The organism is Thauera butanivorans (assembly GCF_048398245.1).
Lineage (GTDB): Bacteria > Pseudomonadota > Gammaproteobacteria > Burkholderiales > Rhodocyclaceae > Thauera > Thauera butanivorans.
The window spans coordinates 1-21,562 of sequence record NZ_CP183038.1 but is presented as its reverse complement, the minus strand read 5'-3'; the positions used below and the strand labels follow the sequence as shown (position 1 = coordinate 21,562).

At 64.4% G+C, this 21,562-nt stretch carries 20 protein-coding genes; 12 read left to right on the top strand and 8 right to left on the bottom strand.

The window, feature by feature from the left end; all coding sequences use genetic code 11:
* Positions 1 to 20: 20 nt before the first annotated feature.
* On the top strand, positions 21 to 1,703 hold the full coding sequence (locus ACNQFN_RS00100) for a hypothetical protein (RefSeq protein ID WP_418647644.1): 1,683 nt from the start codon (positions 21 to 23) through the stop codon (positions 1,701 to 1,703).
* 387 nt (positions 1,704 to 2,090) lie between these two features.
* Here ACNQFN_RS00100 and efp read toward each other — a convergent pair whose 3' ends face one another.
* Complete coding sequence (gene efp, locus ACNQFN_RS00095; protein WP_068635665.1) at positions 2,091 to 2,648, bottom strand: elongation factor P; 558 nt, start codon at positions 2,646 to 2,648, stop codon at positions 2,091 to 2,093.
* 67 nt (positions 2,649 to 2,715) lie between these two features.
* Complete coding sequence (earP, locus tag ACNQFN_RS00090; protein ID WP_418647643.1) at positions 2,716 to 3,891, bottom strand: elongation factor P maturation arginine rhamnosyltransferase EarP; 1,176 nt, start codon at positions 3,889 to 3,891, stop codon at positions 2,716 to 2,718.
* Between the two features lie 75 nt (positions 3,892 to 3,966).
* On the opposite strand from earP, the gene ACNQFN_RS00085 reads away from it, so the two are divergent.
* Positions 3,967 to 5,214: a hypothetical protein gene (locus ACNQFN_RS00085; protein ID WP_418647642.1), complete on the top strand. Its 1,248-nt coding sequence runs from the start codon at positions 3,967 to 3,969 to the stop codon at positions 5,212 to 5,214.
* A 36-nt stretch (positions 5,215 to 5,250) separates the two neighbouring features.
* Here ACNQFN_RS00085 and ACNQFN_RS00080 read toward each other — a convergent pair whose 3' ends face one another.
* A complete protein-coding gene (locus ACNQFN_RS00080; protein ID WP_068635668.1) occupies positions 5,251 to 5,985 on the bottom strand; it encodes a 16S rRNA pseudouridine(516) synthase in 735 nt (244 codons plus the stop codon).
* A 61-nt stretch (positions 5,986 to 6,046) separates the two neighbouring features.
* On the opposite strand from ACNQFN_RS00080, the gene ACNQFN_RS00075 reads away from it, so the two are divergent.
* The 7 genes from ACNQFN_RS00075 to ACNQFN_RS00045 all read left to right on the top strand — a co-directional run bounded on the left by ACNQFN_RS00075 (position 6,047) and on the right by ACNQFN_RS00045 (position 11,843).
* Positions 6,047 to 6,520, top strand: coding sequence for an SRPBCC family protein (locus tag ACNQFN_RS00075; RefSeq protein ID WP_068635724.1), 474 nt, complete (start codon positions 6,047 to 6,049; stop codon positions 6,518 to 6,520).
* Positions 6,521 to 6,589: 69 nt separating this feature from the next.
* Positions 6,590 to 7,582, top strand: a complete 993-nt coding sequence (locus ACNQFN_RS00070) for a recombination-associated protein RdgC (RefSeq protein ID WP_418647641.1) — start codon at positions 6,590 to 6,592, stop codon at positions 7,580 to 7,582.
* Positions 7,583 to 7,974: 392 nt separating this feature from the next.
* Positions 7,975 to 8,430, top strand: a complete 456-nt coding sequence (locus ACNQFN_RS00065) for an NfeD family protein (protein ID WP_068635670.1) — start codon at positions 7,975 to 7,977, stop codon at positions 8,428 to 8,430.
* A gap of 27 nt (positions 8,431 to 8,457) precedes the next feature.
* Positions 8,458 to 9,321 carry an SPFH domain-containing protein gene (locus tag ACNQFN_RS00060; protein WP_068635671.1) on the top strand — a complete coding sequence of 288 codons (864 nt, stop codon included), beginning with the start codon at positions 8,458 to 8,460 and terminating at the stop codon, positions 9,319 to 9,321.
* Between the two features lie 49 nt (positions 9,322 to 9,370).
* A complete protein-coding gene (locus ACNQFN_RS00055; RefSeq protein ID WP_068635672.1) occupies positions 9,371 to 9,754 on the top strand; it encodes a hypothetical protein in 384 nt (127 codons plus the stop codon).
* 2 nt (positions 9,755 to 9,756) lie between these two features.
* The gene (locus ACNQFN_RS00050) at positions 9,757 to 10,629 is read left to right on the top strand and encodes an amino acid ABC transporter substrate-binding protein (protein WP_245650856.1); all 873 of its coding nucleotides are present in this window, start codon (positions 9,757 to 9,759) and stop codon (positions 10,627 to 10,629) included.
* A complete protein-coding gene (locus tag ACNQFN_RS00045) occupies positions 10,626 to 11,843 on the top strand; it encodes a diguanylate cyclase domain-containing protein (RefSeq protein ID WP_418647640.1) in 1,218 nt (405 codons plus the stop codon). Before ACNQFN_RS00050 ends, ACNQFN_RS00045 begins: the two co-directional genes overlap by 4 nt.
* 21 nt (positions 11,844 to 11,864) lie before the next feature.
* Here the strand turns inward: ACNQFN_RS00045 and ACNQFN_RS00040 are convergent, their stop codons facing one another.
* Positions 11,865 to 12,866 carry a DUF72 domain-containing protein gene (locus ACNQFN_RS00040; protein ID WP_068635674.1) on the bottom strand — a complete coding sequence of 334 codons (1,002 nt, stop codon included), beginning with the start codon at positions 12,864 to 12,866 and terminating at the stop codon, positions 11,865 to 11,867.
* Between the two features lie 71 nt (positions 12,867 to 12,937).
* Between ACNQFN_RS00040 and ACNQFN_RS00035 the strand changes: the two genes are divergently transcribed.
* Entirely contained in the window at positions 12,938 to 14,215 is a 1,278-nt protein-coding gene (locus tag ACNQFN_RS00035; protein ID WP_418647639.1) for an MFS transporter, read from the top strand.
* A 57-nt stretch (positions 14,216 to 14,272) separates the two neighbouring features.
* On the opposite strand, the gene ACNQFN_RS00030 is transcribed toward ACNQFN_RS00035, so the two are convergent.
* Positions 14,273 to 14,800, bottom strand: coding sequence for a DUF3016 domain-containing protein (locus tag ACNQFN_RS00030; protein ID WP_068635676.1), 528 nt, complete (start codon positions 14,798 to 14,800; stop codon positions 14,273 to 14,275).
* 169 nt (positions 14,801 to 14,969) lie between these two features.
* Between ACNQFN_RS00030 and ACNQFN_RS00025 the strand changes: the two genes are divergently transcribed.
* Together ACNQFN_RS00025 and ACNQFN_RS00020 are read left to right on the top strand one after the other, a co-directional pair.
* A complete protein-coding gene (locus ACNQFN_RS00025) occupies positions 14,970 to 15,620 on the top strand; it encodes an ACP phosphodiesterase (RefSeq protein ID WP_068635677.1) in 651 nt (216 codons plus the stop codon).
* 32 nt (positions 15,621 to 15,652) lie between these two features.
* Positions 15,653 to 15,862 carry a hypothetical protein gene (locus tag ACNQFN_RS00020; protein ID WP_157659100.1) on the top strand — a complete coding sequence of 70 codons (210 nt, stop codon included), beginning with the start codon at positions 15,653 to 15,655 and terminating at the stop codon, positions 15,860 to 15,862.
* Between the two features lie 246 nt (positions 15,863 to 16,108).
* On the opposite strand, the gene gyrB is transcribed toward ACNQFN_RS00020, so the two are convergent.
* From gyrB to dnaA, 3 genes are all read right to left on the bottom strand, one after another.
* Positions 16,109 to 18,604 carry a DNA topoisomerase (ATP-hydrolyzing) subunit B gene (gene gyrB, locus ACNQFN_RS00015; protein ID WP_068635726.1) on the bottom strand — a complete coding sequence of 832 codons (2,496 nt, stop codon included), beginning with the start codon at positions 18,602 to 18,604 and terminating at the stop codon, positions 16,109 to 16,111.
* A 295-nt stretch (positions 18,605 to 18,899) separates the two neighbouring features.
* The gene (dnaN, locus tag ACNQFN_RS00010) at positions 18,900 to 20,009 is read right to left on the bottom strand and encodes a DNA polymerase III subunit beta (RefSeq protein WP_068635678.1); all 1,110 of its coding nucleotides are present in this window, start codon (positions 20,007 to 20,009) and stop codon (positions 18,900 to 18,902) included.
* Positions 20,010 to 20,059: 50 nt separating this feature from the next.
* Positions 20,060 to 21,526, bottom strand: coding sequence for a chromosomal replication initiator protein DnaA (dnaA, locus tag ACNQFN_RS00005; RefSeq protein ID WP_418647638.1), 1,467 nt, complete (start codon positions 21,524 to 21,526; stop codon positions 20,060 to 20,062).
* Positions 21,527 to 21,562 lie beyond the last annotated feature (36 nt).

Here is a 21,562-nt window from a genome sequence, read left to right as displayed (position 1 = left end):
CGATCGACAGGAGACGGGCGATGGACGAATCCGCCGCCGCACCGAGGGTGTCCCAATTCCGCCTGGCCCTGCTGTGGCCGCTGCGCCTGTTGCCGGCGCCCGGCATGGCGGAAGCGCAGCTGCGACCCTGGGAGGTGCTGCGCGACATGGGCGAAGCCTCGCCGTGGCGCGAAGTGGAGCACGACATCGAGCGCGAAGGCGGCTTTTTCGAGGAACGCCACTACAGCGAGTTCGTCACCTTCCTGCCCTACGTGCAGCAGTTCCTGTACGGCGAAGGCCGCTCGGCGGCTGGCGGCGAACCCGGCGCAGGCGCGCCGATGCGGGTCTTCAAGCGCCGCGACGTGACCAGGATGCGCCTCGCCGCGCACGAACACGACGAACCGGTGACGCTGGACGTCGTGCATGTGCATCTGTATTTCTTCTTCGACGTCGATGTGGTGATCCTCAACGTCGAGGTCAAGGGCGAGGACATGCCGCTGCCGCAGGTGCAGGACCTGATGTACCGCATCGGCCGCGCTTATCCGTCGGGCTGGGACGAGCACGGCAAGGCGCTGCACGGCCTGGCGCAATCCGAATGGCTGGCCGCCGACGGCACGGTGCTGGCACGCTCCGACGCCCACGACAAGCAGGCTTTCCTGACCCACGTCAGCCGCCACCGCTCGCCGCGCATCGCGGCGAACTGGGCTTTCCTGATGCGTCCGCTGGTCAGCGCCCATGCCGACGAGGAAGGCGCGCTACGCTACCGCCAGATCGAATACCACCGCATGCCGCTGGCCGCCTATCTGGCACTCGACGATCCGAGTGCGCTGACACGCAACGACTTCATCCGCCTCGGTCTGGTGACCGGCGCCGGGCCGCGCAAGCCTTCAACCGCATCCGCCACCGATGGTGACGCTGCCGCGCCGCCCTATGCCGAACTCCATCTCGCGGACTTCGAGCGCCGCTACTGCTACGACCGCTTCTGGAGCGCCGGCGGCGCCGCGCCCCATACCCGCTACCTGTGCAGCGGCCATGCGCTGATCGTGGTGGGCGATGCCCGCTCGGCCTTCTTCACCGACCGCCAGCGCGGCGTGCTGGCACAGTTCCGCCACCAGCATTTCCTGCTGTTCCTGATCGCCCACTTCCAGAAAGCGGCCTTGCTGACCTTCTCCGAATGCCTGGTGGAAGCCCTGAAGCCGCTGCGGGTCAGCGACCCGGCGAGCGTGCGCCGCTTCAAGCGCGCGATCCGCGCCAGCTTCGAGCGCTTCCTGCGTTTCACGCACCGCTACTGGTTCCACGACATCGCCGAGCAGGCGCAGACGCGCGCGCTGTTCCGCATGACCACCGAGCACCTGCAGACCGATTCGCTGTACGCCGAAGTCAAGGAGCGCACCGCCGACATGAACAGCTACCTCGACGCCGACGGCCTGCGCCGCCAGGCCAACACGGTGGTGCGATTGACGGTGGTGACGATCTTCGGCCTGATCGGCTCGATGACCACCGGCTTTCTCGGCATGAACCTGCTGGCGGAAGCGAATTCGCCGCTGTCCCGGCGGCTGCTCTTTTTCGTAGTGACTGTCGCCGTCTTCGGTGGGCTGACGATCTACACGATGGTGAAATCGAAGCGCCTGTCGGATTTCCTCGATGCAGTGTCGGACGAACGCTTGTCGGCCTGGAACAAGTTCAAGGCCTTCACCGCGGTATGGCGGCCTGGGCGCGAGTGAAGCGGAAAAATCTTCACGACTTCGAACGCACCGATCATCATCTGGCCCATTGTCTCGACTGCCATTCGACAAACTCGGAAGGTCGCAATCCATCCCCTTCCTTGCGCCACCAGTTCGTTGATCCAGCGCTGAACGGTGCGACGGGCAAGCTTGGGACGCCGTTCCAGGAGGGCGGTGATCGAGATGCCGTCAGGGGCGGCGCGGATGAGTCCGATGAGTTCGTCGACGGATGACACGCGGGCAGGTGGCGCGATTATGGCGCGATTGATCAACTGCCCGGGGCTGGCTCCGCCATCGCCTGCGGGCACATGACGTAACGCGCCCTGGCAGAGCGCGTAAACGACAAAAAGCCCCGCAGGGCCTTTCGTCGTACCTTGAAGCGCGGAATTACTTGACGCGGTTCTTGTACTCGTCGGTACGGGTGTCGATTTCGATCTTGTCGCCGATCTCGACGAAGGCCGGAACCGGCAGCTCGAAACCGGTGCCGATACGGGCCGGCTTCATGACCTTGCCCGAGGTGTCGCCCTTGACGGCCGGCTCGGTATAGACCACTTCGCGCACGACGCTGTTGGGCAGTTCGACCGAGATCGCCTTGCCGTTGTAGAACACGACTTCGCACTGCAGGCCGTCTTCGAGGTACTTCAGCGCGTCGGTCATGTTCTCGGCTTCGACTTCGTACTGCTCGTAGTCGGCGTCCATGAACACGTACATCGGATCGGCGAAGTAGGAGTAGGTGACTTCCTTGCGGTCGAGCACCACGACTTCGAACTTGTCGTCGGCCTTGTAAACCGACTCGGACGGCGCGCCGGTGAGCAGGTTCTTGAGCTTCATCTTCACGACCGCGGCATTGCGGCCGGACTTGTTGTATTCGGTCTTCTGCACCACCAGCGGGTCGCTGCCGACCATGATGACGTTGCCCGAGCGGAGTTCCTGAGCGGTTTTCATGCTGTATCCTGATTGAGTCGATGCGGCGCAGCTGCCGCATGTCCTTGAAAAATCTAGCCGCGGGATTCTAACCCGCCGACGCCCTGCTGTGCGAGCAGAATTCCACCAGGCGCGTCGCCAGGTCCGGTTGTGCGGCGTGCGAAACGCTCCATTCGGCCGCATGGCGGCCCAGCGCCGGCAGTACGGCGGCGAATGCCGGCCAGGCCGCAGCCGGATCTCCACGGCCGTTCCAGGCCCGCCAGAAAGCGCTCAGTGCAGTCTTCTCCGGCACCGGCAGGCCGGCGGTGTAGCGCGCGATGAAGGCTTCGAGCTTGTCGAAGTGGGCCTCGTCCTGCTGCGGATAGATGTGCCAGGCGAAAGGCCGGCCGGCCCACTGGGCGCGGACGAAGGAGTCCTCGCCGCGGACGAAGTTCAGATCGCAGGCCCACAGCAGTTCGTCGTAGCCATCCTGGTCGGTGAAGGGCAGCACATGCAGCTCCAGCGCCCCGTTGCGCACGGCATCGCCCACGCCGAGCCCGCCGCGTCCGAAGGCGCGCGCCACGTCCGCCAGCACCCGCCCTTCGGGAACGAACAGATGCATCCGCCGCGGGCCCTGCATCCAGGCCTGCAGCAGAGCAGGCAGGGAAGGCTGTTCGTAGGCGAACAAGGACACGCATGTTTCGTCCGTCCCGAGCCGCACACCTCTGCGCGCAAGCCATTCCCCACGTCCGCGCCGGTCGCCCAGGAAGGCGTCGCGGCGCGCCAGCAGCCCCGGCTCGCGCAGCAGGCCCCCCGTTCCACCGCCGAGCCCCGGAAAGAAGAAATGCTTGGTCAGCGGCAGACGCGGATGCGGAGAAGCCATGCCGTGGCAGCCCGCCACCCAATCCTCGGCCGACAGATATTCGAGGTTGATCCACACCGGCGCCGGCTGCCGCCGCGCCATGGCCTGCAGATGCGTTTCCGGAATCTCGCAGGCGAAGGCCTCGATGACGACAGCGGCCGGTTCGACTGCAGGAAAGGGCTCGGCCCACTGCCGCAGTTCCACGCCTGCAATGACGCCACCCGCGACCGGATCGATGCCTCCGGCTGCCGGACAGATGCGCAGCAGCACCGCCCAGTCATCCACCCACAGGCGGACGCCCGCACCCGTGCGCGCGGCCAGATCGCGCGCCAGCCGCCAGCACACGCCGATATCCCCAAAATTATCCACAATCAGGCAGAAGATCTCCCATGTGGGCGTAGACGTTGAGCTGGTGGAAGTCATCGATGTGGATATCTCTGCGTAAAAAGGGCGGAAAGCTTGTGAACAAAGGCGAAAAAACGGCCACACGCAAAAACCATGGACAATCTGCACACAGCTATCGCCTGTCCTTGTCCCCTCAGTTTTCCAGTGCTGGAAGCATTAGCTGCAAAGAGCTTTGGAGGCTTATCCACAGTTTTCGCCCTGCTGTTTACATCTTTATCTTTTAAATTAAAAGAAAAACAGAACAAACAAACCTCGGTCTTTTTCACTCACACTTGGCCAAGCAGAGATCCAGACCAAGTACGTAGAATGGTTTGCGTCGGACACTCACAGGGAGAAGCGGCCATGCACCGATTGCTTTCAGTCCAATGTGCCGTGGTTCTGGTGCTTGCGGGATGTGCGAGCACTTCGGGCACTTCCGTATCCGATCCTGAAAACGGGGCGCCGGAGCCGCAGGCCAGCGGCACTCCCCTCGTCAAGGAGGCCGCCCACGACGGATTCATGGATACGGCACGGCGCAAGGTGCGCGGCTTCGCCCACTGGCTGGGGGAAGAGGTCAACGACTGGTTCGGCGACAAGCCTTTCTCGGAAGGCGGCAAAGTGTCGCGCGGTCGCCTGAGCGTACGCACGCGCTGGCAGGAAGACGAAAGCAGCAGCACCAGCGTGCGCTTTCGGGCGCGTTTCAAGTTGCCCAACCTCGAAGACAAGGCCTACATCTTCTTCGGTCAGGAAAACGAAAGGGAGCTGGTGTCCGACCAGCCCGAAACCTTTTCGCGTGAGCAGCTTCTGGCAGAAAGCCGCAAGAGCGACCAGACCGGCTTTCTCGGCCTGGGCTTCAACCTGCGCGACCACATCGACCTGCGTGCCGGCGTGAGGGGTGGTCTCAAGCCCTATGTGCAGGCTCGCTACCAACGTGAATGGGCGCTGTCGGCGGCGAACCGGCTCGAATTCAGGGAGACGGTGTTCTGGCGCATCAGCGACGGCTTCGGCTCGACCACGGTGCTCAACCTGGAGCATGTCCGTTCGCCCTCGTTGTCGTTCAGATGGCAGAACGCCGCGACCGTCACCAAGGAAACCGACGGCTTCGCCTGGTCGAGCAGTGTGGGTGCATTCAAGGCCTTTGGCGACAGCAGGCTGCTGTCACTCGAAGCCCTGGCCAGTGGCGAGACAGGGGCGGACGCCGAAGTCGGCGAATACGGCATTCGCATGAAGTGGGAACAGCCGGTCTACCGCGAATGGCTGCTGGCCGAATTGATCGTGGGCCATTTCTGGCCCCGGGACGAGGACAGTGCCGACCGCGGACGGAGCTGGGCGGTCGGCGCGGGGCTGGAAATGCGCTTCTGAGATGCGGCGCGCGGCCGCAGGAAGCGAAATTCCGGTTCAGGAATGATCGGCCAGCGCCGCCAGATCGGCAACTTCCAGCCAGCGCCATTGTCCCGGCGCGAGCGCGGGATCGAGCGTCAAACCGCCGATCCGGCTGCGCTGCAGGGTTTCCACCCGGTTGCCGGCGGCACCGATCATGCGCTTGACCTGGTGGTACTTGCCTTCACAGATGGTCAGTTGCAATTGCGTCGGCGATGTCAGCGCACAGGCGGCTGCAGCGATCGGTGCCGGTTCGTCGTGCAATTCGACCCCGGCAAGCAGGCGGGCGGTGAAGCTTTCATCCACCGGATGCTTCAGCGCCACCTCATACACTTTCGGTGTGCGCTTCTTGCCGGAACTCCATTGGTGGATGAACTGGCCGTCGTCCGACAGCAGCAGCAATCCGGTGGTGTCCTGGTCCAGCCGGCCGACGCACTGCACGCCGCGCAGCAGCATCTGCTGCGGCAGCAGGGTGAATACGGAGGGGTGGAAGGTCGGTTTGTGCGAGCACTCGTAGCCGGCAGGCTTGTGCAGCATCAGGTAGGCCTTGGCCCGGTAGCGCCAGCGTTCGTCGCCGACGCTGAATTCGAGGCCGGCCGAGCCGTCGCTGCTGCCGGGGTCGAAATCGGCGAAAGGGTCGTCACACGGAACGCCGGCGACGCTGACATGGCCGGCACGGATCAGGGCGCGGCATTCCTTGCGGCTGCCGAATCCCTGGGAATGGAGGAGTCGTTCGATCTGCATGGGGCGCATGTTATCCCGGCCATGGCAGGCCTCGGGGTAAACTGTGGCGCTCGCCGTTCAGGAGATGCCCGTGAATTTCGAACACCTGGTCGAAGTCAATGACTTCGCCGATCCGCAGCAGGACGTGCTGACACGCGAGGAACTGTGGTTCGGCCTGCTGTGCAGGGCGGAAGACGCACGTGCCTTCCTGCCGGGGCTGGAAGCCTGCAACATCGTCGAGCGCAGGGATGGCGAGCTGGTGCGCGACCTGCACTTCGGTCATGCGATCGTCCGCGACCGCGTGAGCTTCAAGGCGATGGAGTGGGTCTGCTTCGAATCCGAAGCCAACGACGAACACGCCGGCGGCAGTCTGACGATCAGCATCGAGGAGCCGGAGGCCGGCTCGCTGTTCCTGCGCTTCCGCTATCGCACCACGCTGCCGGAAGGCGCCGGCAGCGAAGACGGCCGCTATGCCGAGTTCGTGCGCTCGGCCTATCACCAGTCCGATGTCGATACCGTCCGCGTCATCCGCATGATTGCCGCATCCGGCGGCTTGCAGCAGTAAGCCATCCAACATCGCGCCCGTCGCGATCGCGGCGGGCGTGCTTTCGTTCACGACAAGGAAAACACACTTATGTGGTTCAAGAATCTGCAGATCTACCGCCTGCCCGCCAACTGGGACATGAGTGCCGAGCGCCTCGAAGAGCAACTGGCGAAGAAGCCCTTCCACCCCTGCGGCAGCCAGGACATGGAAAGCCGCGGCTGGCTGTCGCCGCTGAACAACGAGGTGCTGGTGCATGCGGTCGGCGGCCAGTGGCTGGTGTCGCTGGGCTTCGAGCACCGCCTGCTGCCTTCGGCCGTGGTCAAGCAGGAGGCCGACGAGCGTGCCGAGGAAATGGCCGAGCAGCAGGGTTACAAGCTGGGCCGCAAGCAGATGAAGGAGCTGCGCGAGCAGGTCACGCAGGAACTGCTGCCGCGCGCCTTCACCCGCCGCCGGCGCATGTTCGCCTGGATCGATCCGGTCAACGGCTGGCTGGTGATCGATGCGGCCAGCCAGAGCAAGGCCGAGGACGTGCTCGAACACCTGCGCCACACGCTCGACAGCTTCCCGCTGACGCTGCTGCGCACCGAGCGCTCGCCGGTGTCGGCGATGGCCGACTGGCTGGCTGGCGGCGAGGCGCCGGACGGCTTCACGATCGACCAGGACTGCGAACTGCGCTCGATCGGCGAGGACAAGGCGGCGGTGCGCTACGTGCGCCATACGCTGGAAGGTGACGAGGTGAAAGGCCATCTGGAAGCCGGCAAGCTGCCGACGCGGCTGGCGCTGACCTTCGACGATCGCATCAGCTTCGTGCTGACCGAGAAGCTGGAGATCAAGCGCCTGGACTTCCTCGATGTGGTGCGCGACCAGATCGACGGCGAGAAAGACGATGCCGAGGCGCTGTTCAATGCCGAGTTTGCGTTGATGACCGGCGAATTGGCGCAGTTGCTGCCGGCGGTGGTGCAGGCGCTGGGCGGCGAAGTCGTGGCGGCACCGGCCGAGGCAAAAGCGGAAACCGGACCTGCAGTGAAAACAGCGCCTTCCGAAGCAGCGGCCAGCGTGGTGGCGGACGATCCGCCGTTCTGATGCAGATGTCTTTTCCTGGAAACCTCTGACCGGGCTTCTCCCTTCCCCCGTGAGGGGGAGGGGAAAAACAGGTGCTCATGCAGCCGAAGGCTGTTTCTTTTGGGTGTACACAGGTTTTATATATTTAAAAGACTGTAAACATCATGTATCGCCCATTTCTGTGGATAAGCCGTTTTAGAATTTTTAAAACAGCAACTTGCGGCCTGTATAAAGGCGTGCATGATTCCCCTAGAAGCACTGGATGCTTTGTTGATGAAAAACGCCGTGCGTCGCGCAGCCTGTCTTGTCCACAGTTTCTTCCCCTTCCTGGTCACAATTTTTCCACTGCGCCGTATACTCGGGAATGCTGCAAGATCGAACCCGCTGCCGTCGAGCTGCGCTAAAGTCGCGCCATGGACTACACATCGCTCATCGAATGGTGGCATTGGGAAATCGTCGGCGTCGGGCTGGTGCTGCTCGAGTTGGTGATTCCGGCCTTTTTCGTCATCTGGTTCGGCCTCGGCGCGCTGCTGGTCGGCTTGCTGCTGCTGGCGATGCCGGAGCTGTCCCTGCCCACGCAGATCGCCGCCTGGACGGTGGCGTCGGTGGCGATGGCGGTGCTGTGGTTCCGGGTGTTCAAGCGCTCGCAGCACAAGACCCTGATTGGCACCGCGGCGGGTGAAGTCATCGGTGAAGTGGGGCTGCTGGTCAGCGCGGTGGCGCCATTCGAGCGCGGCAAGGTGCGCTTCCAGCGCCCGGTGCTGGGTGCGGAGGAATGGGCCTGCATGGCCGAAAGTCCGATCGCGGCCGGCGAGCGGGTGCGCGTCGTCAGCGTCGAAGGCAGCTTCGTCAAGGTGGCGAAAGCCTGATCGCTTCAATACACGGAAAATACGTTCATGACCGAAGGCCTCGCCATTGCGCTCGCCGTCCTGATCTTCATCGTCGTCACCATCGCCAAGGGCGTGCGGCTCGTTTCCCAGGGCGAGGAATGGGTGGTGGAACGGCTCGGCAAGTACCATGCCACGCTGCGCCCCGGCCTCAACATCCTGATTCCCTATCTCGACAGGGTCGCCTACAAGCTGGTGACCAAGGACATCATCCTCGACGTGCAGGAGCAGGAAGTGATCACCCGCGACAACGCGGTGATCCTGACCAACGCCATCGCCTTCGTGAAAGTGACCGATCCGGTCAAGGCCGTGTATGGCGTGACCGATTTCTCCGAAGCGATCCGCAACCTGATCATGACGACATTGCGCTCGATCGTCGGCGAAATGGAGCTGGATGAGGCACTTTCGTCGCGCGACAAGATCAAGGCCAGGCTGCGCGAGAGCATTGCCGACGAAGCGGTGGATTGGGGCCTGACGGTGAAGTCGGTCGAGATCCAGGACATCAAGCCGTCGCCGTCGATGCAGAAGGCGATGGAATTGCAGGCTGCCGCCGAACGCGAGCGCAAGGCCGCGGTGACCAAGGCCGAAGGCGCCAAGCAGGCCGCGATCCTCGAAGCCGAGGCGCGGCTGGAAGCGGCCAAGCGCGACGCCAATGCCCAGGTGATGCTGGCCGAGGCTTCGGCCGAATCCATCCGTCGCGTGACGGCGAGCATCGGCGACCAGACCACGCCGATGCTCTATCTGCTGGGCGAGAAGTACATCGCCGCGCTGGAGAAGCTGGGTGAAGGCAGCGGCTCCAAGGTGGTGGTGATGCCGGCCGATCTGCAGGAAACCCTGCGCGGTCTCGTCGGCAGGCTGGGGGTGCGCGGCTGAAAGCCGCGGCTGCATGAATCCGACCAAACCAGGCAACAGGAAGGGAACCATGAAACTCGAAATCCACAATGCAGGACGCGTATTGCTGGCCGCCACGGCCCTGTCTGCCGCTGCAGGCGGCGCGATGGCGCAGAATTTCATCACCGACAAGACCGAAGTCGAGAAGATGCTGAGCGGCGCGACCTTCATCGGCGTCTATCTGCGCACCGAGTCCGCCTATACGCTCAGTTTCGGCACCGACGGCAAACTGACCGACGCCACCGGCGCCAACGGCCGCTGGTGGGTGGATGACCAAGGGCGCTACTGCCGTGAATGGCTGGACGGCAAGCTCAAGGGCAACTCCGGCTGCATGGAAGTCGAATTCGAGGACGGCCAGATCGCGTTGTATTCCAAGGGCAAGAAGGTTTCGGAAGGCATCCTGACCAGCAGGTGAGCATGGCCCTGCCGATCCGTTTCTGCCTGCTTGTCTGCGGCCTGTTCGTGGCCGCCGGCGCCGGTGCGATGACGCTGACGGTGCAGAACGAACCCCATCTCGCGCAGGCCCGCGCCTTGGTGCAGGAGGCTCTGCGCGTCGGCGGGCTGGCGGTCGACATGGTCGATTCGCCGAAGGCCAACGAGCGGCGCAATGTGGCCTTGATCAGCGAGGGGCTGACCCACATCGACATGATGCCGGCCACGCCCACCCGTCTCGAGCTGGTACGCAACGGCAAGCTGAGGATGATCCCGATTCCGCTCGATCGCGGCCTGCTGGGATACCGGGTCAATCTGCTGCTGGAGAGCCGGCGCGACATGCTTGCCGGCGTCCGGACCGCGGAAGACCTGCGGGCCTTCAGCCTGGGGCAGAACGTCGGCTGGATGGACGTCGAGATCTACCGTGCGGCCGGCATTCCGACCAAGGAAATCAAGGATTGGGCCGACGGCGAGTTTGCGTTGCAGATGGAGGCCGGCTTCCTTGACCTCTTTCCGCTCGGGCTGGAAGAGACGCTCACCCATTTCCTGCCGCATTTCCGCGGAAAGTATCCGCAATTGACCATCGATCCGCACGTGATCGTACGCTATCCCTGGTTCCGTTTCGTGTGGGTGTCACCGAAGCCGGAGGCCGACGAGGTCTTCGATGCGCTGCAGCGCGGCTTCGACAAGATGGTCGCCAACGGCCGCTTCCTGCGGATCTGGCGGCAGTACCGCAAGCCGCCGCCGCGCGGGGTGTTCGCCGGCCGCGTCGTGATCGACATTCCCAATCCGTTCTACGGCTACGACCTGGTGCCGCCGAAATACCGCCATCTTCTTTTCGAGGACGGGGCAAGGTGACGGCTGAACCCCCGTGGAGCGACACCCGGCCCCGCCGGCCGCTGTATCGCCAGTTCATCGGCCAGTTGTTCGTGCCGCTGGTCATCGCCTTCCTGCTGGCCGCCGCCGGCACGGTGTTCATCGGCTATCGGGTCGAACTCGCGGCACAGGTCTCGCATCGGCAGGAGCTCGTCCGCGTCTTCTCGCATGCCCTGGTGAAGCCGCTGTGGGATTGCGACAGCATGACTTCGCAGGGCGTGGTCGATGCGCTGGCCTCGCTGCCGACGGTATCGGGCGCCCAGGTGCAGGATTTGTGCAACAACCTGTCGCTGAAGGCGGGTGAGGGCGCCTCCGTACAGACGGAGCAGCAGCAATACAGCCAGCATGTGATCTACGTCGACCAGCAGGGGCGGCAGTACACCGTCGGCGAGCTGACGGTGGACTTCCATCCGGCTTCCATCGCCAATGCCGCACTCGACATGATGTGGCGCTATCTGGTGCTGTTCTTCGTCATGCTCGGCGTGATGATGGTGGGCGCGATCCTGGTCTTCAGACGCACCATCAGCCAGCCGCTGGCGCGCTTCCAGGCAGCGATCCGCACCGGCGTGGGCTTTGGCGGCGACGATCTGCCCCGACTCGACGACGAGATCCGCAAGCACAACGACGAGCTTGGCGACGTCATGCGCGCCTATGATGAATTGATGGTCGAGCTTGCCAGCGTGATCGACAGGCTGCGCGACAACGAACGGGCGCTGATGGAGATCGCCCGCCTCGACCCGCTGACCAAGCTCGGCAACCGGTTGGTGCTGGAAGAAGAGCTGTCGGGCGCGGTGGCGCGCGCCGAGCGGCAGCAGACGATCGGCTGCGTGATGCTGATCGACCTGAATCGTTTCAAGCCGATCAACGACACCTATGGACACGCGGCGGGGGACGCCGTACTGAAGGAAACGGCACGCCGCCTGTCGAGCAGCGTGCGCCGCTCCGACACCGTTGTCCGCCTCGGCGGCGACGAATTCGTCGTCATTGCCGAGAACCTGCAGCGGCCCTACGAACCCCAGGTCCTGATCGATAAGCTGTACAGGGCCATTTCTGCGCCGCTGGAGTACGACGGGCATGTTTTCAGGGTCGGCGCCAGCATCGGTGCGGCCTGTTTCCCCGCTGACGGCACGAACAGCGTGACCCTGCTCGCCCACGCAGACCACGCCATGTACGCCAACAAGAAGCGCGAGCAATGAAAGGCGGCTTGGCCTGCGCGTTCAGCGCTGCAGTGCGTGGACGGTTTCGGCCAGGGCCCTCACCGACAGCGGCGAACTGCCTTCGGCCTTGTTGCTGAGCGTGACATAAGCGTTCTGGCCAGCGCCGACCGTGCCGGCGATGACCCGTGCCAACATGGCGCGGGTGTCCAGGTCCGGATCGACCAGCTTGTCGTAGTGCGCATACACGCGGCGCGCCTCCTCGTAGCCGAAGGCGCCGTGCAGCGGGTTGAGGTTCCAGCGGCATACCAGCGGCCCCGGCCACAATGCACGCAGGATCGGAATCTGCTCGGCGATGCGCGGCATCTTGGCATGCAGGCCCATGCAATAGGTCGCGCCGGTGTCGCGCAGCGCCTGGGTGAAAGCCGGCACCAGCCACTGCGGATCGCGCACTTCCACCGCCACCACGGCGTCGGCTGCGGTGGCGCGTAGATCGGGGATGGCAGCCAGCATCGCATGCAGGCGTGCGATCAATTCCGGTATCCGAGTCAGCCAGTCGGTCGGCAGCGGGCTGATCTGGAACACCAGCGCGCCGGCCTTCGCTCCCAGGCCGGTCAGCACGGGCTCGATGAAATCGCGCAGCGCCGGCCCGGCGGCGAGGAAATCGGGATTCGGCTGCCGCCCGCGGCCGGACGAGTCGCGCAGCCAGGCGTCGGTCACCGCACCCGGCGCCTTGACCACGAAGCGGAAATCCTCCGGCACCTGTGCCGCATAGTCGGCGTACTGAGCTGCACTCAATGGCCGGTAGAAGCTGCGATCGAGCCCGACCGTGCGAAACAGCGGATGCTGCGCATAGGCCGGCAGGCCGTGGCTGGACAGCACCGCATCCGGGTAATCGCGCTTCCACACCATCCCGACCCAACCGGGATAGTTCCACGACGAGGTGCCGAAGCGCAGCCGGGACGGCAGCGCGGCGGCCAGCTCGACCAGCGCCGGATCGGGCGCTGCGGCTTCGACCACCGGCGGCAGGCCGGCGCCGTCATCGGCGAAAAGCGAGTTCTGCATGGCTGGTGAGAGGCAGGCGCAATGAGCGGAATTCTAAGCCGATGCGCCATAATCGCCCGCTCGAAACACCCGTGGAGACGAAATTGAGCATGCGCGAGCGGCTGGAAGTACTGCAGGAGCGGGATTTCGTCTTCTTCCTGAGCGCAAAGATCCTGGTCACGCTGGCCGCCGAAATGGTCAGTGTCGCGGTCGGCATGCAGGTCTATGAACTGACCGGCGACCTGCTCGCGCTCGGCCTGGTCGGGCTGGCGCAGTTCCTGCCGTTCGTGGTGCTGATCCTGCCTGCTGGCCAGGTGGCGGATCGCAAGGAGCGCAGCCGCATCATCGCCGTGTGCTTCGCGCTGCAAGGGCTGGCATCGGCGGCGCTGCTGGCGATTACGCTGTCGGGCTGGCGCGAGGTCGGCTTGATCTACGCGGTGCTGGTGCTGCTCGGCTGCGCGCGGGCGTTCATGATGCCGGCCAGCCAGGCGGTGCTGATCAACCTGGTGTCGGCGCCGCGCTTCGCGCAGGCGGTGGCGCTGCATTCCTCGTCCTTCCACGTTGCGGTGATCGTCGGCCCGGTGCTGGGTGGCGTGGTCTATCTCGGCGGGCCGCATGCGGTTTATATCGCTTCGACCACGCTGTTCTTCTGCGCAGTGCTGCTGATGAGCCGGGTACGCAGCGGCCTGCGCCACGTCGCCGCGCAGGAAGGTGATCGTGGTGCCGGTGCGGTGTTCGAGGGCTTGCGCTTCGTCTTCTCGCGCCCGGTGGTGCTGGGTGCGGTATCGCTCGACCTGTTCGCGGTGCTGTTCGGCGGTGCCGTGGCGCTGCTGCCGGCCATGGCGACCGACGTGCTGCACACCGATGCCGCCGGGCTCGGTTTGCTGCGCGCAGCAACGGCGGTCGGTGCCGCGCTGGCCGCGGCGATGCTGGTATGGCGGCCCATCCGCCGTAATGTCGGACCCTGGATGTTCGGCGGCGTAGCCCTGTTCGGCGCCTCGATGGTGGTGTTCGGCCTGTCCACCAGCCTGCTGCTGTCCGTCATCGCGCTGGCGCTGAGCGGCGCGGGTGACATGGTCAGCGTCTATGTGCGCCAGATCCTGGTGCAGCACGAGACGCCGGACGAAATCCGCGGCCGTGTCAGTGCGGTCAATTCGGTGTTCATCGGTGCCTCGAACCAGCTCGGTGACTTCGAATCCGGTGTCGCCGCACGCCTGCTCGGGCTGGTGCCGGCGGTCGTGTTCGGCGGTGCGGCGACGCTCGCGGTGGCCGGCGGATGGATGAAGCTGTTTCCGGTGCTGGCGAGGATGGACGTGTTCCCGCATCTGCTGGCGGCGGAGGCCGGGGAGCGCAAGAACGGAGCACCGTAGGCGGGGAACTGTCGGATCACACTCTTTGTGGCCGATCAGTTGGCGTCTCCCAGATTATTACGAACGGTGTGACGCCAGGTTGTCGCTTTGGGGACGGCAGAAGCGCTTGTCGAACCAGTCGCGCAGAATGGCGTGTTCGTAGGGCAGTGGCTTGCTGTCGTGGCGCACCCAGGCGCTGCGACGCAGATAGTCCATGTCCCTCAGCCGTTCGTGGCCGCTCTCCAGCACGGTGCCATCGGCCGCGTGCCTGGTGAATTCGAACTCCAGCCGTGGCCATGTGATGTCGGTCATCACCCGCAGGTTGTCGTTGCCGTGGTGCCACCATTCCTGGCGCCCGGCAAGGTCGACGTCGAGAATCCGTACTTCGAGGCGTTCGTCCGATTTCAGGCAACGTCTGGCTTCGGTAGCAAAATGACGTTCCAGCGCCTTCAAGTTGCGTTCCCGGTCGTAGCCGTAGCGGCCGATGTCGATGTAGCCTTCCGGCTCGACGAATTCCACCGTGACCTGGGGCGGAAGCTCTGCCATGGCTGCGACCGGGAAGGCCAGCAGGATGGCTGCCGTGGCGAGAAGGTGTTTGCGGAGCATGGCTGTTCTCCGTTGCCCATATAATCCTTCGACAAGGCTGCGGCGGGAAAAGTGCAGGCGCGGCGGTGCCGATGGGTGTTTCAGCTTCCGCCCGCAATGAAGAATCCGATGCGTGCAAGGACGGTATGCGCGACGCTTGCACATCTTTCCACTTCCCGGCTCCAGCGCCATGAACTACCTAGCCCACGCCTTCCTGGCCGGCCCCTTGTCCTCGGACCGCGTCGGCGGCATTGCCGGCGATTTCGTCAGAGGCCCGCTCGACCCGCTGCCGCCCGGCATCGGCCCCCTGCTTGGCGCCGGCCTCGTCCTGCACCGCCGCATCGACGCCTACGCCGACACCCACCCCGCTTTCCAGCGTAGCCGCGCCCGGGTCAGCGCCCGACGCCGCCGCGTCGGCGGCATCATGGTCGACCTGTTCTACGACCATTTCCTCGCCGTGCATTGGACGGAGCTGGCGAAGGATTTGTCTGGGGAAAGCGAGCTGGAATGCTTCACGGCCAACACCTATCGGCTCATCGCCACGCATTCAGAGCCCTTGCCGCCGGCGTTCCGTGAGGTGTTCACCCGCATGGCCGCACAGGACTGGCTGGTCAGCTACCGCGATCCGGCTTCAGTGGCCCTGGCGCTCGACCGCATCGGCGAATACCGCCTGCGCCAGCCCAACCAGTTGAAAGGCGCGGGGGAGGAGCTGCTGGAGAATTACGCGGGTTTCGAAGAGGATTTCATGGCGTTCCTGCCGGATGCGCTGGCGTTTGCGGGGTCGGTGCAGCGGGGGCGTGAAGAAAACGCCGGTGTCGGAAATCGGGCTACAGATGCATAACTCATCAGTGTGACGTTCGATTGGAGAGGCATGTGAACGATATTGCTGCCCTGGCCGGGAGTCCTCTCGTGCTGAAACTGGCGTCTGTGGCTGCACTCGTTTTTCTTTGCGTGTTCTATCTGTGGTGGGCAGGTTCGATGAACACCATTTTCGAGCGCATATCGCAGGCGGATCTCGCGCTTCTCTGCGAAGCCGACGCGAGAGGCCCAGCTTCCGGCTTTGGCGAAGAAGTCCGTACGTGAACAGCGCTGGCTGTACGGCATTCTCATTGCAGTGTCGTTATTGTTCCTGATTGCTTGCTTTCGCTATTTTCTCGGCTGGTGCGAGGCGAAAGACATCAGAAAGATATTGGATGAGCATGGCGAAGAGAGGCAGGGATCTCTTGTGCCTTGAGTGACATGAGCGAAAGGCTTTGAAAGAAGCCTCTCGCCATGGGAATGCTTGAAGCTGGTTACAGACAGAGCGGAAAAGCTTCGGTAGCGCAAAACTCACACATCAATATTCTGCGCATACAGCGCATTCCCCTCGATGAACGCCCTTCTCGGCTCCACGTTGTCGCCCATCAGCGTGGTGAAGATCTCGTCCGCGGCGATGGCGTCGTCGATCTGTACGCGCAACAGGCGGCGGACGGCGGGGTCCATGGTGGTTTCCCACAGTTGCTCGGGGTTCATCTCGCCCAAGCCCTTGTAGCGCTGCTTGGTGAGGCCGCGCTCGACTTCGCGCAGCAGCCAGCCGATGGATTCGGCGAAGCGGGTGACGGGCTGGCGCTTTTCGCCGCGGCGGATTTCGGCGCCGGGGCCGATCAGGCCGGCGATGGCTTCGGCGGCGTTGCGGATGCTGCGGTAGTCGCCGGAGACGAGGAAGTCCTGCTCGACCCAGCCGTACTTGAGGTTGCCGTGGTGCAGGCGCTCGATGACGAGGCGCCAGGCTTCGGTTTCGTCGTGGTACTCGGGGTAGATGCTGAGGCCTTCGGGGAGGTGGGCCTGGATGCGTTCGGCCGAGCTGCGGGCGGCGGCTTCGTCGTCGAGGTTGACCTGCAGGTCGTGCGCGAGCATGACTTGCAGGACTTCGGGGTCGATGTAGTTGGCCAGGCGCTTGATGACGGCTTCGGCCAGCAGGTAGCTGCGGGCGAGGCCGCCGAGGGCTTCGTCGACGATGGGGGTGGCGCCTTCGCGTGGGGTCAGGCTGGCGCCGTCGAGGGCGAGCTTGAGCAGGTGGCCGTTGAGTTCGTGATCGTCCTTGATGTAGATCTCGGTCTTGCCGTGCTTGATCTTGTACAGCGGCGGCTGGGCGATGTAGATGTGGCCGCGCTCGACCAGTTCAGGCATCTGGCGGTAGAAGAAGGTGAGCAGCAGGGTACGGATGTGGGCGCCGTCGACGTCGGCGTCGGTCATCAGGATGATGCGGTGGTAGCGCAGCTTTTCGGGCTTGTAGTCGTCCTTGCCGATGCTGGTGCCGAGCGCGGTGATCAGCGTGGCGATTTCCTGGCTTTGCAGCAGCTTGTCGAAGCGGGCCTTCTCGACGTTGAGGATCTTGCCCTTGAGCGGCAGGATGGCCTGGAACTTGCGATCGCGGCCCTGCTTGGCCGAGCCGCCGGCGGAGTCGCCCTCGACCAGGTAGAGTTCGCACAGCGCGGGGTCTTTTTCCTGGCAGTCGGCGAGCTTGCCGGGCAGGCCGACGCCGTCGAGCACGCCCTTGCGGCGGGTCATTTCGCGCGCCTTGCGGGCGGCGTCGCGGGCGCGCGCGGCTTCGACGATCTTGTTGCAGATGGTCTTGGCGTCGATCGGGTTTTCGAGCAGGAAGTCGGCGAGCTTGCTGGCGACGACTTCTTCCACCGCCGGACGGGCCTCGCTGGACACCAGCTTCATCTTGGTCTGGCTGGCGAACTTGGGGTCGGGCATCTTGACCGACAGCACGCAGGCGAGGCCTTCGCGCATGTCGTCACCGGTGATGTCGACCTTGGCCTTCTTGGCGATCTCGTTTTCTTCGATGTACTTGTTGATGACGCGGGTCATTGCCGCGCGCAGGCCGGTGAGGTGGGTGCCGCCGTCGGCCTGCGGGATGTTGTTGGTGTAGCACAGCACCTGTTCCTGGTAGCTGTCGTTCCATTGCATGGCGACTTCGACCGCCAGTTCGGCATCGTGGCCCTGGCCGGTGGGGATGCGGGTGGTGCCGGTGGCGTAGAAGACGTTGGGGTGCAGCACCGACTTGGCGCGGTTGATGTATTCGACGAAACCCTTGACGCCGCCGGCGAAGGCGAAGTCCTCTTCCTTGCCGGTGCGCTGGTCGACGAGGCGGATCTTGACGCCGTTGTTGAGGAAGGACAGTTCGCGCAGGCGCTTGGCGAGGATGTCGTAGTGGTATTCGACGGTGCCGAAGATTTCGTCGTCGGCCAGATAGTGCACCTTGGTGCCGCGCTTGCTGGTGTCGCCGACGATGCGCGCGGGGCTGATCTCGACGCCGTCGACGACTTCGATGACGCGGTTCTGAGGCTTGCCGCGCTCGAATTCGAGCTGGTGCTTCTTGCCGTCGCGCGAGACGGTGACCTGCATCCACTTCGACAGCGCATTGACGCAGGACACGCCCACGCCGTGCAGGCCGCCGGAGACCTTGTAGCTGTTCTGGTTGAACTTGCCGCCGGCGTGCAGCACGCACATGACGATTTCGGCCGCCGAGCGCTTGGGCTCGTGCTTGTCGTCCATCTTGACGCCGACCGGGATGCCGCGGCCGTTGTCGGTCACCGAGATCGAGTTGTCGGCGTGGATGGTGATGACGATGTCGTCACAGTGGCCGGCCAGGGCCTCGTCGATGGAGTTGTCCACGACTTCGAACACCATGTGGTGCAGGCCGGTGCCGTCGGAGGTGTCGCCGATGTACATGCCGGGGCGCTTGCGCACGGCTTCCAGCCCTTCGAGCTGCTGGATGCTGGATTCGTCGTAGTCGTTGCCCCCTTGCGGGGCCGGCGTGTTTTGCGGTTCGGACATGGTCATCTCGGTGATTCAAAGAACGCTGCTGCTTGAAAACAAAACTGCTGCTTACGCGTAGGATGGGTAGAGCCGTAGGCGAAACCCACCAGCATCGGTGGGGTGTCGCACGGCGAATGATGGGTTTCGCTACGCTCTACCCATCCTACCTGCCTAAGAAACAAAATTGCCACAGTGGAGAGCGAAGAAGCCGTGGCGAGTGGGCCTGCGCCGGTGCGAGAAACACAGCCATACTGCCGTATGGCGAGCATCGCAGCGGCGCAGGGCCGCGCAGTAATGGTTTCTTCGCTCTCCACTAGATGCGCATCGGCATCACGACGTATTTGAACTTGTCGTTGCCGGGCAGGGTGATCAGGGCGCTGGAATTGCCGTCGTTGAAGCGCCAGTCGACCGTCTCGGACGACAGGTTGTTGAGTACGTCGAGCAGGTAGGTGACGTTGAAGCCGATGTCGAGCTTGTCGCCCTGGTAGTCGGTTTCGAGCTCTTCCATCGCCTCTTCCTGCTCGGCGTTGGTCGACACGATCTTGAGCAGGCCGTCCTCGAGCACCATGCGCACGCCGCGGAATTTTTCGTTGGTCAGGATCGCAGCGCGCTGCAGCGCGGCCAGCAGCGGCTGGCGGGCGAAGTTGATCAGCTTGGGGTGGGCCTGCGGGATCACGCGCTCGTAGTCGGGGAACTTGCCGTCGATCAGCTTGGTGACGAGCTCGATCGGGCCGAAGCGGAACACCGCCTGGTTGCCGGCGAGGACGATTTCCAGCGGGTCGTCGCTGTCGGCGAGCTGGCGGGCGAGTTCGAGCACGGTCTTGCGCGGCAGGATGGCTTCGGTGCGCTGCTCCACCGGCGCGTCGAGGTCGGCGGCGGCATAGGCCAGGCGATGGCCGTCAGTGGCGACCATGCGCAGTTCGCCGCCGTCGGCAATGATGAGCAGGCCGTTGAGGTAGTAGCGGATGTCCTGCTGCGCCATCGAGTACGACACCTGGGCGAGCAGGCGCTTGAAGCTGCGCTGGCTGATGGTGATGCGCGCGGCGGCTTCGTCCGGCGGCGACAGGCGCGGGTAGTCGGCGGCGGGCAGGGTCTGGAGCTGGAAGCGGCTGCGGCCGGCCTTGACGGTGAGGCGCTTGTCGTCGAGGGTCAGGTTGATGTCGACGCCGTCGGGCAGCGCGCGCAGGATGTCCTGCAGCTTGCGCGCGCCGACGGTGATCGCGGCGTCTTCGCCGCCGATGTGGCCGGCGGTGGTGGTGCGGATCTGGATTTCGATGTCGGTGGCCAGCATCGTGAGCTGGTCGCCGCGCTTCTCGATCAGCACGTTGGACAGGATCGGGAGCGTGTGGCGCTTTTCGACGATGCCGGCAACCGACTGCAGCGGGGCCAGGAGCGCATCGCGGGTGGTGGTGAGCAGGAGCATGGCGTCAGATCGGGTCGTTGGGTTGATCGGAAGGAATCGAGTGTTCGGGTTCAGCCGCGCAGCACCTGGGTGAGCACGTGGACGTCGTGGTTGAGCTGGTGGTCGCCGAGGCGCAGCTCGGCAATGGTACGGCAGGCGTGCAGCACCGTCGTGTGGTCGCGGCCGCCGAAGGCTTCGCCGATCGCCGGCAGGCTCATCGGCGTCAGTTCCTTGGCCAGCCACATCGCCACCTGGCGCGGCCGGGCGATGACGCGGGTGCGCTTCTTGGAATGCATGTCGGCGACCTTGATCTTGTAGTAGTCGGCGACGGTCTTCTGGATGTGCTCGATGGAAAGCTGGCGGTTGTGTGCGTGCAGCAGGTCTTTCAGCGCTTCCTTGGCCACTTCGAGGCCGATCTGGCGGCCGTGGAAGCGGGCGTAGGCGACGACCTTGTTGAGCGCGCCTTCCAGTTCGCGCACGTTGGAGCGCAGGTTCTTGGCGATCAGGAAGGCGACGTCGTCGTCCACCGCCACGCGCAGCGCCTCGGCCTTCTTCTTCAGGATGGCGACGCGCATTTCCAGCTCGGGCGGCTCGATCTGCACCGTCAGGCCCCAGTCGAAGCGGGAGATCAGGCGGTCTTCCAGGCCTTGGATGTCCTTGGGATAGGTGTCGCAGGTGATGACGATCTGCTTGCGCGCTTCGGTGAGGGCGTTGAAGGCGTGGAAGAATTCTTCCTGCGTCCGGTTCTTGTTGTTGAAGAACTGGATGTCGTCGATGATCAGCATGTCCAGCGAGCGGTAGTAGCGCTTGAAGGCGTCGAAGCTCTTCTGCTGGTAGGCGCGCACGACGTCGGCGTAGTAATCCTCGACGTGCACGTAGCGGATCACCGCGCGCGGGTTGTGCCTGAACACCGCGTTGCCGATGGCGTGCACCAGGTGGGTCTTGCCGAGGCCGACGCCGCCGTAGACGAACAGCGGGTTGTACGAGGTGCCCGGGTTCTGCGACACCTGCATCGCAGCGGCGCGGGCCAGGTCGTTGGCGCGGCCGGTGACCAGGGTGTCGAAAGTGAAGTCCGGGTTGAGGCGGGTCTTCTCATAGGCCAGCTCGAGGCCGGACGATGCAGCCGGCGCAGCGGCGGCGTCCTTGTCGCGGCTGGCAGCGGCCGGTGCGCGCGTGGCGCGGGCAGGTGCAGCTTCGGCCGCAACCGGTGCCGGGGCGGTATCGGCTGCCGGTTCAGCCGCGGCGGTGCGGGCTGGTGCAGCGGCAGCGGTCGGGCGGCTGGCACGCGCGGCACCGACCGGCGGCAACTGGAGTTCGACCTGCAGCGGGCTGCCGCCGAGTTCCTCGCCCAGTTCGTGGATGCGGCGCAGGTAGCGCTCGCGCACCCATTGCAGCACAAAGCGGTTGGGTGCGATCAGCTTGAATACGCCGTCCTCGCCGGATTCGGCCCGCAGGGTCTTGATCCAGGTGTTGAACTGCTGCTGCGGCAACTCCTGTTCAAGGCGCGACAGGCAGAAAGGCCAGAATTCTTCGGTCACGGCGGGTTCTTGGGTGTTCGCGGACGGTTCGTTTAT

Bases quoted from the DNA above. Each gene is read 5' to 3' on its own strand.
- ACNQFN_RS00050 (WP_245650856.1), top strand. From the start codon at position 9,757: ATGGCCCTGCCGATCCGTTTCTGCCTGCTTGTCTGCGGCCTGTTCGTG.
- ACNQFN_RS00065 (WP_068635670.1), top strand. From the start codon at position 7,975: ATGGACTACACATCGCTCATCGAATGGTGGCATTGGGAAATCGTCGGC.
- ACNQFN_RS00070 (WP_418647641.1), top strand. From the start codon at position 6,590: ATGTGGTTCAAGAATCTGCAGATCTACCGCCTGCCCGCCAACTGGGAC.
- dnaN (WP_068635678.1), bottom strand. From the start codon at position 20,009: ATGCTCCTGCTCACCACCACCCGCGATGCGCTCCTGGCCCCGCTGCAG.
- ACNQFN_RS00040 (WP_068635674.1), bottom strand. From the start codon at position 12,866: ATGCAGAACTCGCTTTTCGCCGATGACGGCGCCGGCCTGCCGCCGGTG.
- earP (WP_418647643.1), bottom strand. From the start codon at position 3,891: ATGACTTCCACCAGCTCAACGTCTACGCCCACATGGGAGATCTTCTGC.
- ACNQFN_RS00030 (WP_068635676.1), bottom strand. From the start codon at position 14,800: ATGCTCCGCAAACACCTTCTCGCCACGGCAGCCATCCTGCTGGCCTTC.
- ACNQFN_RS00085 (WP_418647642.1), top strand. From the start codon at position 3,967: ATGGACAATCTGCACACAGCTATCGCCTGTCCTTGTCCCCTCAGTTTT.
- ACNQFN_RS00025 (WP_068635677.1), top strand. From the start codon at position 14,970: ATGAACTACCTAGCCCACGCCTTCCTGGCCGGCCCCTTGTCCTCGGAC.
- ACNQFN_RS00060 (WP_068635671.1), top strand. From the start codon at position 8,458: ATGACCGAAGGCCTCGCCATTGCGCTCGCCGTCCTGATCTTCATCGTC.
- ACNQFN_RS00080 (WP_068635668.1), bottom strand. From the start codon at position 5,985: ATGCGCCCCATGCAGATCGAACGACTCCTCCATTCCCAGGGATTCGGC.
- gyrB (WP_068635726.1), bottom strand. From the start codon at position 18,604: ATGTCCGAACCGCAAAACACGCCGGCCCCGCAAGGGGGCAACGACTAC.
- ACNQFN_RS00055 (WP_068635672.1), top strand. From the start codon at position 9,371: ATGAAACTCGAAATCCACAATGCAGGACGCGTATTGCTGGCCGCCACG.
- efp (WP_068635665.1), bottom strand. From the start codon at position 2,648: ATGAAAACCGCTCAGGAACTCCGCTCGGGCAACGTCATCATGGTCGGC.
- ACNQFN_RS00100 (WP_418647644.1), top strand. From the start codon at position 21: ATGGACGAATCCGCCGCCGCACCGAGGGTGTCCCAATTCCGCCTGGCC.